Genomic DNA, 15,690 nt, shown 5'->3' on the forward strand with positions numbered 1-15,690 from the left:
CAGCGCGCTGAAGCCACCATCTTGCCGTCATTTGAGTACACTCGCCTGATAACGGTCTGCACGATGATTTAAACCAATTATGAAGTTCAATATGACGCCACAGAGTATTGATAACGCCAGTTCTGCGTAACCGACAACGGACAGAGACACTAGCATAATCGTGATGTCTACACCCATTAAGAACCAGCCCGCCCGTAAACCAATTTTATCTTGAAGATACAACGCTAGGATATTGAAACCACCAAGGCTGGCTTTGTGACGAAATAAAATGATGAATCCTGTACCAAATAGGAATCCACCAAAAATAGCGCCGTAGAGTGGATGTACGTCACTAATTTGAACAAAATGAGATTGAGTATTGGTAATAACCGAAACCAAACCGACAGCAGTAAAGGTCTTGAGGCAGAATACCCACCCCATACGGCGAATAGCTAAGTAATAGAAAGGTAAGTTAACCAAAAAGAAAACGGTACCAAACTCTAAACTGAAGTTGTAACTGAGGAACAGGGATAATCCAGCAGTGCCACCCGTGACCATCCCTACTTGCTTTAAAAACAGTACACCAAATGAAACCAAGCTTGTTCCCATAAAAAGCGCGAACACATCCTCAAACCATTTGTGCTCTGTGTTCGTCATTGTCACCTCTGACATTATCAATCCCTTTCATAACACTTTAATCCCAGCACTGCATGTCGCCATGCACTCATTACGCATAATTAATAACACAATAAACAAAATGTGCAATTAAAAAGCACAAATCAATAGAAATGTGCATAACGAAAATTATTACGCACCAAATAAGCACTGCAATGAGTCACTGGCATGCATTAGAACATTAGGACTGAAGCGTTGCGCCGTACTCTTTAACACGTTCAAGTACAACGGAAGTTTTAATGTGAGAAATTAATTGGGTCGTAAAAATGCGGTTGATCAGTTCGTTAAGTGCATTTAAATCCGAGACTAAACATTTGATCAAATAGTCCGCGTCACCTGTGGTTTTAAACACCTCAACGATTGACGCTTGACTATCAATAAAACTCAAGAAGCTATTGGTCCTATCCGCTTCATGGTTCAACAGTTTTACTTCTATCATCGCAATCACTTCCTGCTGTAACGCATGTGGTGACAAACGAGCGTGGTATCCGAGGATCAGCTTATTATTTTCTAAGGAGATGCGTCGGCGCGAACATTGAGAAGCCGATAACCCGACCAGATCACTTAACTCTTGGTTTGTCAGGCGCCCATTCTTTTGCAGTAGTTCCAATATCTTTACGTCGTAGTCATCCAGATCATTAGCCATATCAAAAATCTCTCCTTTTAAGCTGACCATGAGTTTAACAAGTCCCAGTAATCTCGACTACTTTTCGGTTTGCAGTTGCCCATTCATACTCCAAGAACCTCAAAATGTTTGGCGCTGTGAGAATAATTGATTCTAGTGCGTATAACTTATTCGTTCGCTTTTGATTTTGATCAATGACAGATGTAATTTTCCCTGAAAATTTTCACATCCGAATTACACTTATAGTGATGTTCGGAAGAGTAAACGAGGAGGTAATTATGAGCTTGGTTCCTCGAGATAGCTGGGCTGATTTTTCCCGGTTCTTTGACAATTCATTTCCTGCATTGAGGACACGATTCGAAGAAGGCACTTTTTCGCCACGAGTAGATATCGTCGAAAAAGACCAAGCTTTCGAAGTCACTGCCGATTTGCCGGGAGTGAAAAAAGAAGATATTAAGCTTAGCTGCCAGCAAGGCGTGTTATCCATCGAAGCAAGTATCGAGACTAAAAAAGAGACAGAAAAAGAAGGTAAGGTAGTCCACAGTGAACGTTACAGTGGCAAGATGTCTCGGAGTTTTACGCTCGGTAACAACATCAACGTCGAAGAAATTAGCGCTGATTTTTCCGACGGTGTTTTGACTGTCGTGGTACCGAAACTAGCCGGCCATAGCGAAGAAGAGCACAAGATTCCGATTCGCTAGCTAAGATTAAACAAAATGCCCTCCTTTGACTGGAGGGCGTTTTTTACGTGTAATGAATACCAGCCCTGTCTAGTTGGTCTCAGCCTCAGCAGTTGCACTGGCACTGGCACTGGTACTGGTACTGGTACTGGTACTGGTACTGGTACTGGTAGAAGTTTGAGAACAAATCGAGTTTCAATAGACATACAGTGGTGTGGGTATGCATCCAACAACAAAATTCAAAACCTAATATCGTTGAAGCCTTGTAAACTAGACCTCAATATAACATTTTGATATATACAACGTGCAAAAACAGTCAAGTTTCATCTTTTCCAGATGAAAATCAATATCCATGAGCTAAATACGTTTCGATGACCGAAGGGACGCACTCCATTCACAAACAATCGACTTTGTACCCACGTTTACCATCACGCTTCACCTGATACATCAACTGATCTGCTCGAATAAGCAGCCTTTCAACGTCGTATCCAACTTTATCTGAAGTACCGACACCAATACTCGCACCGACCGAGACCGATAGCTCACTGTTTACCGTAATAGGCTTTGAACACGCCGCTTCCATCTCTTGCAAAATGTTAGGGAGTACCGTTGTATCATCCAAATTCATAGCGACAATAAACTCGTCCCCTCCCCAGCGGGCGACAATATCTTGAGGACGAGAAATTTTTATCAGTCGCATACTCAACTCTTTCAGGACTGCGTCACCCACTACATGACCATGCTCATCATTAATAATCTTAAAATCATTCAAATCTAGCCAAACAATAGCCAAGTAAGATTGACGCTCTCTCGCATATTCGCAGAGCGTTTTCAATCGCGCTTCCGCACCACGACGATTGTAAATACCAGTCAATAGATCATGGGCTGCGTTATAGTCAGACACTTTTTCTTTTTTAGCACGATCCGAAATGTCATAGACCACCAGCTCGATAAACTGTTCCAAATCGCTATGGTGCTGTTGCTCTACGTCAGATATCAACACTCGCAACCAAACGTCGTCGCCTTCGCGTAACAGGAAGTCGCGAAACAAACTATCACCGGTACGACGCACCTGATCAAGTAACTGTTCAAAATCTTCTTTATCGTCGAACAGATCGGGTAAATAGATTAACTCATCTTTTGTGCTAGCGTATTTAAGGGTTGATTTGAACGCCTGATTCGCCAAATAAACTTGGTTTCTTTGGTTCAGAAGTGCGATGCCAGCGTGTGAGTATTCAAAAATGATTCTAAACTGGCGTTCCAACTGAACAATCTGGGCATTTTTTTCAGCCTCACTTTGATAGAAGCTTGAGATTCTATTCATCAGATTATTGGTATTCTTAGCCAAAAATCCGATCTCATCCTTCGAGCTAACCTGAATGTGAGTATTTGTCGCGTTACCATCAACTGAGGCACGACTAATTTGCTCTAACAATTGATTAAGAGGGCGGTAGATAACCTGTCGTAAAATCACAAACACACACATGAGGATGGTAACAAGCAAAAATGTTTGCCAAACGACTAACGACATTCCCTTCTCGCGCGCTTTTTGATCGATGAAAGCACGATCGAGAAACAGCTCCAGCTCACCGACTTTTTCATTACTAAACTGAGGAGATAGCGACACAACAATGTCGCTTTTGTTGTGAGGTATTCGGCCAAGTACATGAATCATCCCAGAAGACATCGTAAAGCGTGCGCCCTGAACTTCAGGATTATCAACCAGAGTTGAAACCAGCTCTGTTGCCATCACACTATCAGACAAGTACGCAGCCATAGACGCGTTATACCTAATCAGTTCAACCAGCCGATATACACGTTCTTTCGCTGACAATTGGACATTGTCATAGGCATGTTGATAACTCAAATAACTTGTCACAGGGATAAATATACTCGAAACAGCAAAAATAGAGGCCAAGAATTTCAGCCCTATACGCCGGTTAATGATTCGATAAAACGAAAATAGTTTTGATATCGCCACTCAACTCTCCGATTGAGGTTTTAGGTATATACGCAATCGCATTGGCATTACCTGATACTAATTGAACAATATCTTGCTCTTGCGGAACTTGCATTGGTGGTGTAGCCCTACCACTGAACATTAGCCGAGCCCAATACGCGTTAACTTCTGACAAAGACATACTGACCAACGATTGGTAGAACTCTCGACGAACGTCAGAAGAACTTGGCGCGTCGAGTTTCATCACAGCCCCCCCGGTCGGGAAGTAAGGGGTTCTGCCCATAAACAGATCAACAACCTGATGTTTTGTGAGTTGATCTATAGGATTATCTTTATTCACAATGACAAGCAAGTCTTGTCCCCACACTTTAGCTGGGGTACCAAAAAGCAACGCTAGTATCAAAACAAAACAATTTCTCATCGTCATCAGAATATAAAGTCCACACTAAACGTTAAAATGTTTACTTGCTCATCCGACGTATTTGTTTCCCCATCCCAGAGCATGTCTTGATTTGCAGATACCCAGCTATGGTCCCACTGGCCTTTAATTGCCACATTCTGAGCAACATCCCAACGTAAACCTAAAGAAGCCGTACTTTGCTTAACATCGACACCGTCATACCCCGCCTGTATAGGAATCCTTATAGGATCTGGCAGGTTTGGCGATGCACTTACGTTAGAACGAGTGGTTTGAGAATGTGCAGCCAGGCCGTAGATAGCGAAATTGTCAATGCGCTTTACAACGCCAACATAAGCGGATATCGAAGGAAGTAGCGTATTTAAGTCACTATCCATGTAAGAGATTTCCGATAACCATTTCCATGATTTGTGTCGGTACTCGACCCCAGCGGTATAATAATCGATAGGAGAATCATAAGAGTTAAGTCGCTTATAAGTTTCAGACGTCCCGGGGACTTGAGGGTTAGCAGCAAGAAAGCGCATCAAAGCACTGTATCTGGAATTTTTAACTGATTCTAATTTTGTCCTCGCATAAGCCGTACGCAAGATTAAATCACTATTTTCATACCGTAGTGCTATCCCTGTAAAAGGAGATAAATCAAACTCCGAGATCACTGATTTATAATTGAAAGTACTCCCCGACTGGCCATAAAAAACTTTGGCGGATAAGTGACCAGCCTCAAGAGGTTGACGATACAATACTTCGACACCATCAAAATGATAAAAAGGGATCCGGCCATAAAATTCCACTGGGGGCCTGACCCAATCATAGGCATAGGCAATGTTCCCAACATCTCCGATAAGCGTGAGATCGCTGGCTATTCGACCTGCACGAATATTCCATGCGTTGTTGAAATCGTAACTTAAACTCGCCCAAGTTAATGATTCATCAAAGCTATTATTGACTCGGTCTTTTACCACAAGCTGCACAGTTGCTTTAAGTGCATCGGTAATTTGAATGTCAGTCTGTAAACCTAAAAGTGAATCAGAGAGTAAACTCAGCTCCTTTGTCTTGCCTTCTTGTGTCATGTCTCGACGAAAAGCAAGTGAATCAGAATCAGAGTAGACACCACTTAGTGTACCAAACCCACGAAACTCGATCATATCGGTGCCAGAATAGCTCAAAGTCGGAAGTAACAGTCCCCCAATTAACAACCACACCTGCAACTTCATGGATACTCCTTCACCCAACAGGATACACCTCTCATTTCTGAACCAATATCACAAAAATAACACATAAGTACTATATATAAGATATCAGAAAAGCCTTCGTAAGTTTAATGAATATTATTGTTCTTTCATAAATATGTCAGACTGATCAGTCTATTAATTGCCCTGCGAAAATAATGATGACTGATTATGAAACTGGAAGAAGTAATCAATTAGTAATCAATTAGTAAGCAATTTCGTAATGTGACAAATATCTGGTTAATCTCGCAAATATTGTTATAGGGTTGTGTCATTAATTCACAAAGGAATGACAGATGAGCAGTGGTCAAAGAGATATTACTCTTCGTTTTTTAGCAGAGCCTGGGGATGTAAACTTTGGTGGTAAAGTGCACGGTGGGGCGGTAATGAAATGGATCGACTTAGCGGCTTATGCCTGCTCTGCAGCCTGGAGCGGGAAGTATTGCATTACTGCTTACGCGGGTGGGATACGTTTTGTCGCCCCCATTCATGTTGGGAACCTCGTTGAAGTCAGTGCAAGAGTAGTCTATACCGGGCGTACCTCTATGCACATCGCGATTGATGTGCAAGCCAGTGATCCTAAAGAAATGAAAAACCGTTTAACTACTCACTGTATCGTGATTATGGTTGCTGTTGATGAACATGGTCAACCAACTGACGTTCGTAAATGGGTCCCAGAATCAGAAGAAGACAAAGCACTAGAGCAGTCAGCGATTCGTCTTATGAATATGCGCCAAGAAATTGGTGAGGAGATGGAAGCACACGTTAAATATCTAAAATAAACCTTTCTATTGGAACTAGGTTGTGAAGTAATGTCATAGTTATGCAATTTAGCTCACAGCCTACCTTTCATTGTCATAAATCTTTCACTTTGCTTTGCTTTAATCCAAGCACAAATTTGGATGACGTGAGTTTGGATCTTGGGACCAGTAAAAACCACCTTAAATGAAGAGACATTGACCAATTTAAAGTCAGTCGAATATCAATGGGTAAGGACAATGTATGTCGAGGGTTATAAAGACAACGAAATTAACCATTATATTCAGGCCTGTTTTGGTGGCGATGATACTTTCGCTAACCTCTTTCGACGTGTAGCACTACAACAAGAGAGTTTATACACGCTGCTGCAATATGTCGGTTGCGCACCTTCCAACCGCGAGTTTTGACCCCTCCTCCGCCCCCTTTTGAATATGACTATTTCTGTGAAGTGATACGCATGGGGGTATGCCGTCTCTATGTAATCCATTGCAAAGTCGTTAAGCTTATCGTGATATCAAACCAGCCCAAATTGGCATAAAAAAACCTGAGTCTAAACTCAGGTTATGGTTACAAAAACTGTTAGTGATTGAATCGTAAGGAACTAAGCTAACAGCCAGCTATGCGTAACGCCAATAAAGCAAGATATTACTGATCGGCGGCCAAACCAAAAGTGTAATATCAATGCTTGGTATAAGGGCGACCATATGGTCGCCCTTTTCTAGTTATTCTTGTCAACCTCAACGACCAATTGAGATTATCCTTTCACACCACCAGCGGTTAGACCACCAACCAACCAGCGTTGCGCAAGTAAGAATACTGCCGTAATTGGTACTGCAGAAAGAACTGCAGCCGCCGCAAAGTCACCCCATAAGTAGTTTTGCGGGTAAAGATATTGCTGCATACCAACGGCTAATGTGTATGAGTCTACATCAGAAAGTAGGAGTGATGCCACTGGAACTTCACCAATTACCATAATGAAAGACAAGATAAATACCACCGCCAAGATTGGAACAGACAACGGTAGCAGTACCAGGCGGAATGCTTGCCATGGCGTAGCACCGTCAAGCGCAGCCGCTTCTTCAAGTGACGAGTCAATACTTTCAAAGTACCCTTTTATGGTCCACACGTGAAGTGCAATGCCACCTAAGTAAGCGAAGATCAAGCCGCCATGTGTGTTCAAACCAAGGAATGGAATGTACTGCCCTAACTTATCAAACAGGGCGTAAAGAGCAACCAACGCCAATACCGCTGGGAACATCTGGAAGATCATCATTGCTTTTAGAATGGTGTTCTTACCTTTAAATTTCATACGAGCAAACGCATAAGCCGATGTTGTGGATAGTGCCACGATCAAAATGGCTGAGATTCCGCCCACTTTAACCGAGTTCCATAACCAAGTCATCACTGGGAATGGAGGCGGTGTCACCGTGCCATCCGCGTTGGTTACAGAGAAACCTAAAGCGAGCTTCCAGTGATCCAGAGTTGGGTTATCCGGAATAAGACTACCCGTTGCAAAGTTACCCTCACGGAATGAAATCGCGATGATCATCAGCAAAGGGAAAATAATTAGTGCTAAGAACGCCCACATAACAATGTGTGTAGTCAAAACACGATACTTCAATGACTTACCTTGAACTATTGCCATTTTATGTCTCCTTAATCTTGAGCTACTTTGGTTACACGGAGGTTGAGAAGCGCTAACGCCCCCACCAATAGGAAGATCAACGTAGCAACAGCACTTGCTAGACCAAAGTCTTGACCACCAGCACCTTCAAACGCGATTCGGTATGTGTAGCTAACCAACAGATCTGTATAACCAGCAGGTTCAGAAGTACCAATCATGTTTGGACCACCACCTGTCAGCAACTGGATAAGTACAAAGTTGTTGAAGTTAAATGCGAAACTCGCAATCAAAAGAGGTGTTAAAGGTTTAAGCATCATCGGTAAAGTAATGCGTGTAAAGTTGGTTACAAAGTTTGCTCCATCGATAGCAGAAGCCTCGTATAGATCGTCAGGAATCGCTTTAAGTAGCCCCATACATAAGATCATCATATACGGGAAACCTAACCACGTATTGACAACGAGTATCATGGTTTTTGCCATGAATGGGTCAGAGAACCAAGCCGGACTGATACCAAACAGGCCTTCAAGCAACATGTTGATCTCACCAAAGCTTTGGTTGAACAAACCTTTAAAGATCAGAATTGAAATAAACGCAGGAACGGCATAAGGCAGTATCAGTAGTAATCGATAGACAGAACGACCTTTTAACTCTTCCCACTGAACAACACTCGCAAGTACTAAGCCGATAACGAGAGTGAAGACCACCGTGAGTGCTGAGAAAACAATGGTCCAGATAAAGATACTGATAAACGGTTCTTTAATACCATCATCCTTCCATACACGTTCGAAGTTGTGTGTACCAATACCAACCACAAAACCTGGTGACACACTACTCCCTACGAATTGACCATTTGCGTCGATTGGTTGGTAGTAGCCCGTATCCATATTCGGACGCAGTGTTTCTTCCGTACGGTTGTTGTAAAGGGCCTCACCATCTTCTTGTAGCGTGTACAATGGAACGACCGCAGCGAACTTACGCAGGCCACTCATACGGATATCACCACCATCTGGTAGGTGAAGATCAACCTCACTCAAAGCGCCACGATTCTGAATAATGGTTTTGATTTGCTCTTTTTCACCCGTCACTTCTGCGACTGGCTCAAGATCTAAATCTGTTGCTGAAAATCCTTGCAGCTGGAAGTTGGGCGTCGCAAGCAGTTCACCATCTTTTTCGACAACCAGTCGATGGCCCTGCTCGGTTTTGTATAAGGTGAATGGGTAACTATCCCCACTTTGATAAGTTCTGTCCAAAAGTACCGTTTGCGCACGCTCAAAAGAAAGCTGGTTTTTCGCACTGTAATTCGTAAATGCTAAGCCTATGGTATACGCCAGCGGGAATAAGATGAATAAGATCATCCCTGCGATACCAGGATAAATATAACGATGAGCGTAGGTCTTTTTACTACCAAAAATGTACAGTGCTAGAGCGGTAAGAATAAGAGTAAGTAGTGCAAATGCAATCTCACCACGTGAATACATTAGAATTGTTGCGTAACCATTAATAATGCCGACAGTGCCTAAAAATGCCCATTTGATTAGCACTTTTTTGCTGCTCGGGAGATTGGCTTCAGTTGCTGTCATAGCTTTTGTACCTTGAACTGACTGCATAGGGAACCTGCTAGCGAATAAAGAATAAATATCGGAAAGTAAGGAGGAGTTACCCCCTCCTTAAAAGGGTTTGCTAAATTTATTTAACCATTTGTTTTTCAGCATCTGCCAGAGCAGCATCAACGTCTTGACGACCATCAACAATGTTGATTATCGCGTTCTTAGCTGCGCCCCAGAATGCATTCATTTGTGGAATATTTGGCATAATTTCACCGTTCATCGCATTGTCCATTGTCGCAGCGATGCGCGCGTCAGAGTCAAGTTCACTTTGGAAAGACTTAAGTGCAACCGCACCTAATGGCTTGTCATCGTTTACTTTACGTAGGCCATCATTTGTAAGTAGATAGTTTTCTAGGAACTCCACCGCAAGATCTTTGTTTGGTGACGCAGTACTGATACCTGCTGTTAGAACACCAACAAACGGCTTAGAAGATTGACCTTGGAATTTAGGCAGCGTCGTTACACCATAGTTAACACCAGATTTCTCGATGTTACCCCAAGACCACGGACCATTGATGGTCATTGCTGTCGTACCTTGGTTAAATGCAGACTCAGATACTGAGTAATCCATATCGGCAGAAATGACTTTCTGATCAACAAGCCCTTTCACAAAATTCATCGCGTCTTTCACGCCTTGTTTTGCAATACCCGCATCTTTTACATCGTAACCAGAAGAAGTGTATTTAAACGCATAGCCACCATCAGCTGCCATTAGAGGCCAAGTGAAGTACGGTTCTTTCAAGTTCCACATGATCGCAGACTTGCCGTCTTTCTTCAGCTCTTTGTCTAGCGCCGCGACTTCTTCCCATGTTTTCGGTGGGTTTGGAACCAGGTCTTTGTTGTAGATAAGAGATAAAGATTCAACCGCAACAGGGTAGCCAATCAATTTGCCATCATAACGAACCGCATCCCATGCAAAATCAACAATACCATCTTGAATGTCTTTAGACGGTTTGATTTCTGCTAGAAGGCCTGCTTCTGCATAGCCACCGAAACGGTCGTGAGCCCAGAATACGATATCAGGGCCATCACCTGTTGCCGCAGTTTGAGGGAATCTATCTTGTAAGCCGTCAGGGTGAGCAACAGTGACTTTAATGCCCGTATCTTCTTCGAACTTCTTACCAACTTCCGCAAGACCGTTATAGCCTTTGTCGCCGTTGATCCAGATAGTAAGTTGTCCTTCTTCGATGGCAGCATGAGCACCAAACGATCCCAAAGCAACAAGAGTGCCTAGTGCTACAGCGCTTAACTTTTTCATGTTCGTATCCTTTTTATATTTTTTGATGTAGGGCTAGTCCATTGAGGTTCAGCCGTATTTCGACACATATCATCTAAAATAATCGATAGTGTCTCATCCTCCTAATCCCTACGCCCTTCTAATTATGACGTATTTTCGTGATCTTCCTCTCCACCAACCAGAGACTCAAATCACAAAATGGCCACTTACTGTGACCAATTTCACCTTTAACCAATGCGAGAATGTGATTTCCGCCCAACTCTTCCCTGGCTCGTCCTTTTTTACTCCTCCCCACCTACTCCCCCCATAATTATTTCGATTGGGAGGATGTCCCAATTCACACAATCTTAGAAACTGCATCCATCCAAGAGTGGATGGTAAGAGCCCTTTTCCAGCAGTGCCTATTCGTTAGGTCCGATTAATCAGGACAAATAATGAATAAGCCATTTTGTCTTGCTGGTTTGCATTGCCATACGAGTGGAAGTCATTATGCGTGCTGTTTGTGGTTGTTATTTTTCACGGGGGAGACAGCGCTAATAATGTAGGGGAAAGAAACTCGTACTTGGCTATGGTGGGTGGCACTTTCTAGATACATGTGTCGAAGTGCCACCCTACTTTTCTTATCAATCACCTTAAACTTACCAATTCCTACTGTTATTGCTCACGACATAATTCATATAATGATGAGTGGTAAATAATAAAAATTGATCGAGGACGAGCTACATGGCGAGTGTCACCTTAAAAAATGTTTGTAAAGCGTATGGCGACGTACTGATTTCTAAAAACGTAGACCTGGAAATACACGAAGGTGAATTCGTTGTTTTCGTAGGCCCATCAGGTTGTGGTAAATCGACCCTTCTGCGTTGTATTGCCGGACTTGAAGACATTACTTCAGGCGATTTATATATTGGTGACGAGCGCATGAACGATATCGAACCATCCAAACGTGGGGTTGGGATGGTCTTTCAATCTTACGCTTTATATCCACATTTAAACTTATATGACAACATGTCTTTTGGTTTGAAACTGGCAAAGGCAAACAAAGCAGAAATCGACAAACGTGTTGAGCACGCGGCAGAAATTCTGCAACTAGGCCACCTTCTGGAGCGTCAACCCAAAGCGCTTTCAGGTGGACAACGCCAACGTGTAGCGATTGGTCGTACTCTGGTTTCACAACCCAATGTATTCCTACTAGACGAACCTCTGTCTAATCTAGATGCAGCACTGCGTGTCAACATGCGCGCTCAAATTACTAAACTACAACGTCAACTTGGTTGCACCATGATCTACGTAACACACGATCAGGTGGAAGCGATGACGATGGCGGATAAAATCGTCGTACTAGACGGTGGTTATGTCTCTCAAGTCGGTAAACCTCTCGAGCTTTACCACTACCCACAAAACCGCTTCGTGGCTGGCTTTATCGGCTCGCCTAAAATGAACTTTATGAGCGTATTCATCGATGAAGTTGAATCAGAGCGCGTAAAAGTACAACTTTCAAACGGTGTCTCATTCTGGATCCCTGTTGATGGCACAACCGTTAACCGCGGTGACCGTATGTCTTTGGGTATTCGACCGGAGCACCTACTCTCTGCTTCTGACGCCGACGCAAGCATTCATGGTGAAGTCATGATCGTCGAAAAACTCGGTAACGAAACTCAAGTGTATCTCAACCTCGATGGTGCCGATGCTGATGTCATCTTCCGCCAGCCTGACACGTTAGCGGTCGATATTGGTGATAAGTTAGAGATTGGTATTCCGGCCCATCGATGTCATTTGTTCCATAGCGATGGTCGTGCGTGTCGTCGACTGTTTAAAGAGAACGGTGTAGATACCGAATAACCTCTTACTGTCACTAATTCACTTAATCCCTCTTCTCAATTTAGAAGGGGGATTTTTTTATTCCACACTAAATAATTACCCATCAAAAGCGACTAAACCCATTAGACCAGATTGAAAATAAACCATAGTCTTTCTATAAAACTATTGTTTTTGGTACTTTTATTCAGTCCTTTCCCTCAAGTATTAGTTTTTTCCTAAACAGCCAAACTTAGACAAAGGTCTAAATTTCATTCTTATTTCCACTTACCTTAGCAGCGCGAATTTTTACACTTACCATCGAATTATCGTTACAAAAATTCAAAGTCATTTAATGGAATGTGTCAGCTCACTAACATTTAAGCGTTAACGACATGGCTACTGAACATTCAGGTTTTTAATGTCAGTGGCATGTTTGAAGGGAAACTAGATAATGAAACATAAAGGATTGATTCGCTCATACGAAGCGGAATTCGCATTCTTATATCGCATCCTTGATCTCGCGATCATTGTCACCTTTATGCTCTTCCTTGTATTACGGGATGAGCATAATTCGATGGACAAAGATTACGTAATATTGTCGTTCGTTGCGGGGATCTCATTTCTTCTAATGGCAGAGAGTGGCAATCTATACCGCTCTTGGCGCACAAGTTCTTTCCGAGAGCAGTTGTTTATCGTCTGTATTTCTTGGCCAGCAACATCTACTTTGCTGTTTACGATCCTCTATCTTTCTGAAGTATACCCATTATTTGATCGTAATATTTTAGCGTTGTGGTTTACGGTGACTCCGATACTACTTCTAGCATGGCGCGTGGTCTTTCGAACAACTTTGGCTTACCTAAGACAAATGGGGTTCAATACTCGAACAGCTATCATCATTGGTCAAACGCCGCATGGTATCACGTTGGCAAACGAGATCCGGAAAAACAACCAGCATGGTGTCGTATTTGATGGGTTCTATGACGAGCGCTCAATTGACCGACTTCCGAAGTCAGAATATGCCGTACAAGGCTCTGTCAACGCCGCTCTAGAGAGAGCCAGAAACGGAGAAGTTGATTACGTTTATATTGCGATGCCAATACACGCAAACGAGCGTATCGCATCGCTGCTAAATCAGTTCTCTGACACTACAGCCAATACCTATTTAATCCCAGACTTTTTTACCTACAACTTGCTTCACTCGCGCTGGGATCAAATTGGTAACGTCCAGACGCTCAGTGTATTTGATACGCCATTTGCTGGCATCTCATCTTGGGTAAAACGCTTAGAAGACATTATCTTATCGAGCATTATTTTACTGATGATTTCACCAATTTTGCTCGCGATTGCTGTTGGCATTAAGTTGACATCTAAAGGCCCTGTTATTTTCAAACAGCATCGGTATGGTTTAGATGGCCGAAAAATTGCAGTATGGAAATTCCGCTCTATGACAACGATGGAGCAAGGCGCCACGGTAAAACAAGCAACCAAAAACGATCCGCGGATTACTCCTTTCGGAGGTTTCCTACGTCGCACGTCGTTGGACGAACTACCACAGTTCATCAACGTCTTACAAGGTACGATGTCTATCGTTGGACCAAGGCCTCATGCGGTGGCGCATAACGAAGAGTACCGACAAATCGTTGACCGTTACATGTTGCGTCACAAAGTGAAACCAGGCATCACTGGTTGGGCACAAATCAATGGTTACCGAGGCGAAACCGATACGCTCGATAAAATGGAAAAACGCGTTGAGTTCGATTTGGATTACATCCACCACTGGTCAGTATGGATGGACATCAAAATCATCTTCCTCACTGTATTTAAAGGCTTTACCGGTGCAAATGCATATTAAGGCAAATACCATGAAGACGACGACTTCTGCCATTGTTCTGTTCGCATGGTCAAACATAGTCGTTTGGCCGAGTGTTGTATTGGCGGATCCGATGGCCTACACAACCGAATCTGGTATCGAGCTCATTCCCCAAGTCAAAGCCTTTTATGAAGGGGATGACAACGTGAATAAAGACGAAGAAGATGCTCAATCGGTCAACATTTGGGGCATTGAGCCAAGTTTGTTAGTGCGTATTGAACGCAATCAATACCAAGCGAGTTTAACTTATAAATTAAAAGCAGGATTCTCATCCGATGATAAAAATGACTTCGATGATCACCTGCTTAAATTTAATAACTTCTTTGAGTTTAATCATCGCAACCGCCTTGTTGTCGACTATCGCTTCAACGCCCAGCACGAAATCAGGGGTGAGGACATTACCGAAGGCAATGGGGACGCTGTCGATACACCGATTCGCTTCCATAGCAATGATTTGACAACCAATTACATATTTGGCTCACAAGGAGCAAAAGGTCGATTCGAATTCGGGCTGGATTACCGTGATAAAACTTATCAAAACTATCGAGAAGGCCTAACCTCAGCGCCAAATGCGAAGACGAAATACAACGACTTTCGAGCCCCAGAAGCGCACGTGGAGTTTTACTTGAGAGCCACCCCGCAGACCTATTGGCTAGTGGGTACTCGACAAATAATTACCGAGTACCAACACCAGAACCCAGCGCTATCGAACAAAGATAATACCACTGGGTTTTATTACACTGGCGCACAATGGGAAGTCACGGGCAAAACGCAGGGTATCGCCCGGTTAGGCTATCAAATCAAAGACTTCGACAGCAACGAACGGGAAACCTTTAAAGGCTTCAGCTGGGATATCGGTTTTGAATGGTCGCCTCAAGAGCAAACACTCTTCACGGTAAAAACCACTCAAGCCGCGATCAGTCCAGATCAAGATGGTGATTACAACGTACAAACTCGCTATCGATTGGACATAAATCATGACTGGAGTAGCTATTTATCCACACAGTTGGGGGCGTTGTACCAAGAAGACGATTATACCGGGCTGCTGGCAGGAACCACATCTAGAGACAGCGAACGTTACTCGCTATTCGCTGGCATCGACTACCAAATTAGGCGCTGGATACTATTGCAGGCCGATTGGAAATATCAAGATAAAACATCTGAGCGTTCAGGCTATAGCTTTGACCAAAATGTTTGGACTTTAAGCGCTCAATTTTCGCTGTAAAA

14 protein-coding genes are annotated in these 15,690 nt (G+C 43.2%); 6 read left to right on the plus strand and 8 right to left on the minus strand.

The features are described from left to right. Positions 1 to 27: 27 nt before the first annotated feature. Entirely contained in the window at positions 28 to 651 is a 624-nt protein-coding gene (locus ONE56_RS18530; protein ID WP_423840709.1) for a YitT family protein, read from the minus strand. 184 nt (positions 652 to 835) lie between these two features. Then, positions 836 to 1,300: an Lrp/AsnC family transcriptional regulator gene (locus tag ONE56_RS18535; protein WP_041154059.1), complete on the minus strand. Its 465-nt coding sequence runs from the start codon at positions 1,298 to 1,300 to the stop codon at positions 836 to 838. A gap of 257 nt (positions 1,301 to 1,557) precedes the next feature. Here ONE56_RS18535 and ONE56_RS18540 point away from each other — a divergent pair, with 257 nt between their 5' ends. Then, the gene (locus tag ONE56_RS18540; protein WP_176292559.1) at positions 1,558 to 1,980 is read left to right on the plus strand and encodes an Hsp20/alpha crystallin family protein; all 423 of its coding nucleotides are present in this window, start codon (positions 1,558 to 1,560) and stop codon (positions 1,978 to 1,980) included. 373 nt (positions 1,981 to 2,353) lie between these two features. On the opposite strand, the gene ONE56_RS18545 is transcribed toward ONE56_RS18540, so the two are convergent. Genes ONE56_RS18545 through ONE56_RS18555 form a run of 3 tightly spaced genes read right to left on the minus strand, consistent with a single transcriptional unit; the run spans position 2,354 to position 5,551 of the window. After that, positions 2,354 to 3,940 carry a diguanylate cyclase gene (locus ONE56_RS18545; RefSeq protein ID WP_423840710.1) on the minus strand — a complete coding sequence of 529 codons (1,587 nt, stop codon included), beginning with the start codon at positions 3,938 to 3,940 and terminating at the stop codon, positions 2,354 to 2,356. Further along, positions 3,900 to 4,346, minus strand: a complete 447-nt coding sequence (locus ONE56_RS18550; protein WP_052481453.1) for a hypothetical protein — start codon at positions 4,344 to 4,346, stop codon at positions 3,900 to 3,902. Before ONE56_RS18550 ends, ONE56_RS18545 begins: the two co-directional genes overlap by 41 nt. After that, positions 4,346 to 5,551: a hypothetical protein gene (locus tag ONE56_RS18555; protein ID WP_423840711.1), complete on the minus strand. Its 1,206-nt coding sequence runs from the start codon at positions 5,549 to 5,551 to the stop codon at positions 4,346 to 4,348. Before ONE56_RS18555 ends, ONE56_RS18550 begins: the two co-directional genes overlap by 1 nt. Before the next feature lie 311 nt (positions 5,552 to 5,862). Here ONE56_RS18555 and ONE56_RS18560 point away from each other — a divergent pair, with 311 nt between their 5' ends. Continuing rightward, positions 5,863 to 6,348: an acyl-CoA thioesterase gene (locus tag ONE56_RS18560; RefSeq protein WP_041154070.1), complete on the plus strand. Its 486-nt coding sequence runs from the start codon at positions 5,863 to 5,865 to the stop codon at positions 6,346 to 6,348. A gap of 138 nt (positions 6,349 to 6,486) precedes the next feature. Continuing rightward, positions 6,487 to 6,732 (plus strand): hypothetical protein, encoded by a 246-nt coding sequence (locus ONE56_RS18565; protein WP_041154071.1) that lies wholly within the window; start codon positions 6,487 to 6,489, stop codon positions 6,730 to 6,732. A 347-nt stretch (positions 6,733 to 7,079) separates the two neighbouring features. Here the strand turns inward: ONE56_RS18565 and malG are convergent, their stop codons facing one another. From malG to malE, 3 genes are all read right to left on the minus strand, one after another. Continuing rightward, complete coding sequence (malG, locus tag ONE56_RS18570) at positions 7,080 to 7,970, minus strand: maltose ABC transporter permease MalG (protein WP_041154072.1); 891 nt, start codon at positions 7,968 to 7,970, stop codon at positions 7,080 to 7,082. A gap of 11 nt (positions 7,971 to 7,981) precedes the next feature. Next, positions 7,982 to 9,556: a maltose ABC transporter permease MalF gene (gene malF / locus ONE56_RS18575; RefSeq protein WP_423840712.1), complete on the minus strand. Its 1,575-nt coding sequence runs from the start codon at positions 9,554 to 9,556 to the stop codon at positions 7,982 to 7,984. Between the two features lie 79 nt (positions 9,557 to 9,635). After that, positions 9,636 to 10,814: a maltose/maltodextrin ABC transporter substrate-binding protein MalE gene (gene malE, locus ONE56_RS18580; protein WP_041154074.1), complete on the minus strand. Its 1,179-nt coding sequence runs from the start codon at positions 10,812 to 10,814 to the stop codon at positions 9,636 to 9,638. A gap of 702 nt (positions 10,815 to 11,516) precedes the next feature. Between malE and malK the strand changes: the two genes are divergently transcribed. The 3 genes from malK to ONE56_RS18595 all read left to right on the plus strand — a co-directional run bounded on the left by malK (position 11,517) and on the right by ONE56_RS18595 (position 15,688). Continuing rightward, complete coding sequence (gene malK, locus ONE56_RS18585; RefSeq protein ID WP_331438260.1) at positions 11,517 to 12,635, plus strand: maltose/maltodextrin ABC transporter ATP-binding protein MalK; 1,119 nt, start codon at positions 11,517 to 11,519, stop codon at positions 12,633 to 12,635. Between the two features lie 409 nt (positions 12,636 to 13,044). Next, a complete protein-coding gene (locus ONE56_RS18590) occupies positions 13,045 to 14,445 on the plus strand; it encodes an undecaprenyl-phosphate glucose phosphotransferase (RefSeq protein WP_331438261.1) in 1,401 nt (466 codons plus the stop codon). 10 nt (positions 14,446 to 14,455) lie between these two features. After that, the gene (locus tag ONE56_RS18595) at positions 14,456 to 15,688 is read left to right on the plus strand and encodes an outer membrane beta-barrel protein (RefSeq protein WP_423840713.1); all 1,233 of its coding nucleotides are present in this window, start codon (positions 14,456 to 14,458) and stop codon (positions 15,686 to 15,688) included. The last annotated feature ends 2 nt before the right edge of the window (positions 15,689 to 15,690 follow it).

Origin of the sequence: Vibrio mytili (assembly GCF_049563345.1) — a bacterium.
GTDB lineage: Bacteria > Pseudomonadota > Gammaproteobacteria > Enterobacterales > Vibrionaceae > Vibrio > Vibrio mytili.

Bases quoted from the DNA above. Each gene is read 5' to 3' on its own strand.
- ONE56_RS18530 (WP_423840709.1), bottom strand. From the start codon at position 651: ATGTCAGAGGTGACAATGACGAACACAGAGCACAAATGGTTTGAGGAT.
- ONE56_RS18535 (WP_041154059.1), bottom strand. From the start codon at position 1,300: ATGGCTAATGATCTGGATGACTACGACGTAAAGATATTGGAACTACTG.
- ONE56_RS18540 (WP_176292559.1), top strand. From the start codon at position 1,558: ATGAGCTTGGTTCCTCGAGATAGCTGGGCTGATTTTTCCCGGTTCTTT.
- ONE56_RS18550 (WP_052481453.1), bottom strand. From the start codon at position 4,346: ATGACGATGAGAAATTGTTTTGTTTTGATACTAGCGTTGCTTTTTGGT.
- ONE56_RS18555 (WP_423840711.1), bottom strand. From the start codon at position 5,551: ATGAAGTTGCAGGTGTGGTTGTTAATTGGGGGACTGTTACTTCCGACT.
- ONE56_RS18560 (WP_041154070.1), top strand. From the start codon at position 5,863: ATGAGCAGTGGTCAAAGAGATATTACTCTTCGTTTTTTAGCAGAGCCT.
- malG (WP_041154072.1), bottom strand. From the start codon at position 7,970: ATGGCAATAGTTCAAGGTAAGTCATTGAAGTATCGTGTTTTGACTACA.
- malF (WP_423840712.1), bottom strand. From the start codon at position 9,556: ATGCAGTCAGTTCAAGGTACAAAAGCTATGACAGCAACTGAAGCCAAT.
- malE (WP_041154074.1), bottom strand. From the start codon at position 10,814: ATGAAAAAGTTAAGCGCTGTAGCACTAGGCACTCTTGTTGCTTTGGGA.
- malK (WP_331438260.1), top strand. From the start codon at position 11,517: ATGGCGAGTGTCACCTTAAAAAATGTTTGTAAAGCGTATGGCGACGTA.
- ONE56_RS18590 (WP_331438261.1), top strand. From the start codon at position 13,045: ATGAAACATAAAGGATTGATTCGCTCATACGAAGCGGAATTCGCATTC.
- ONE56_RS18595 (WP_423840713.1), top strand. From the start codon at position 14,456: ATGAAGACGACGACTTCTGCCATTGTTCTGTTCGCATGGTCAAACATA.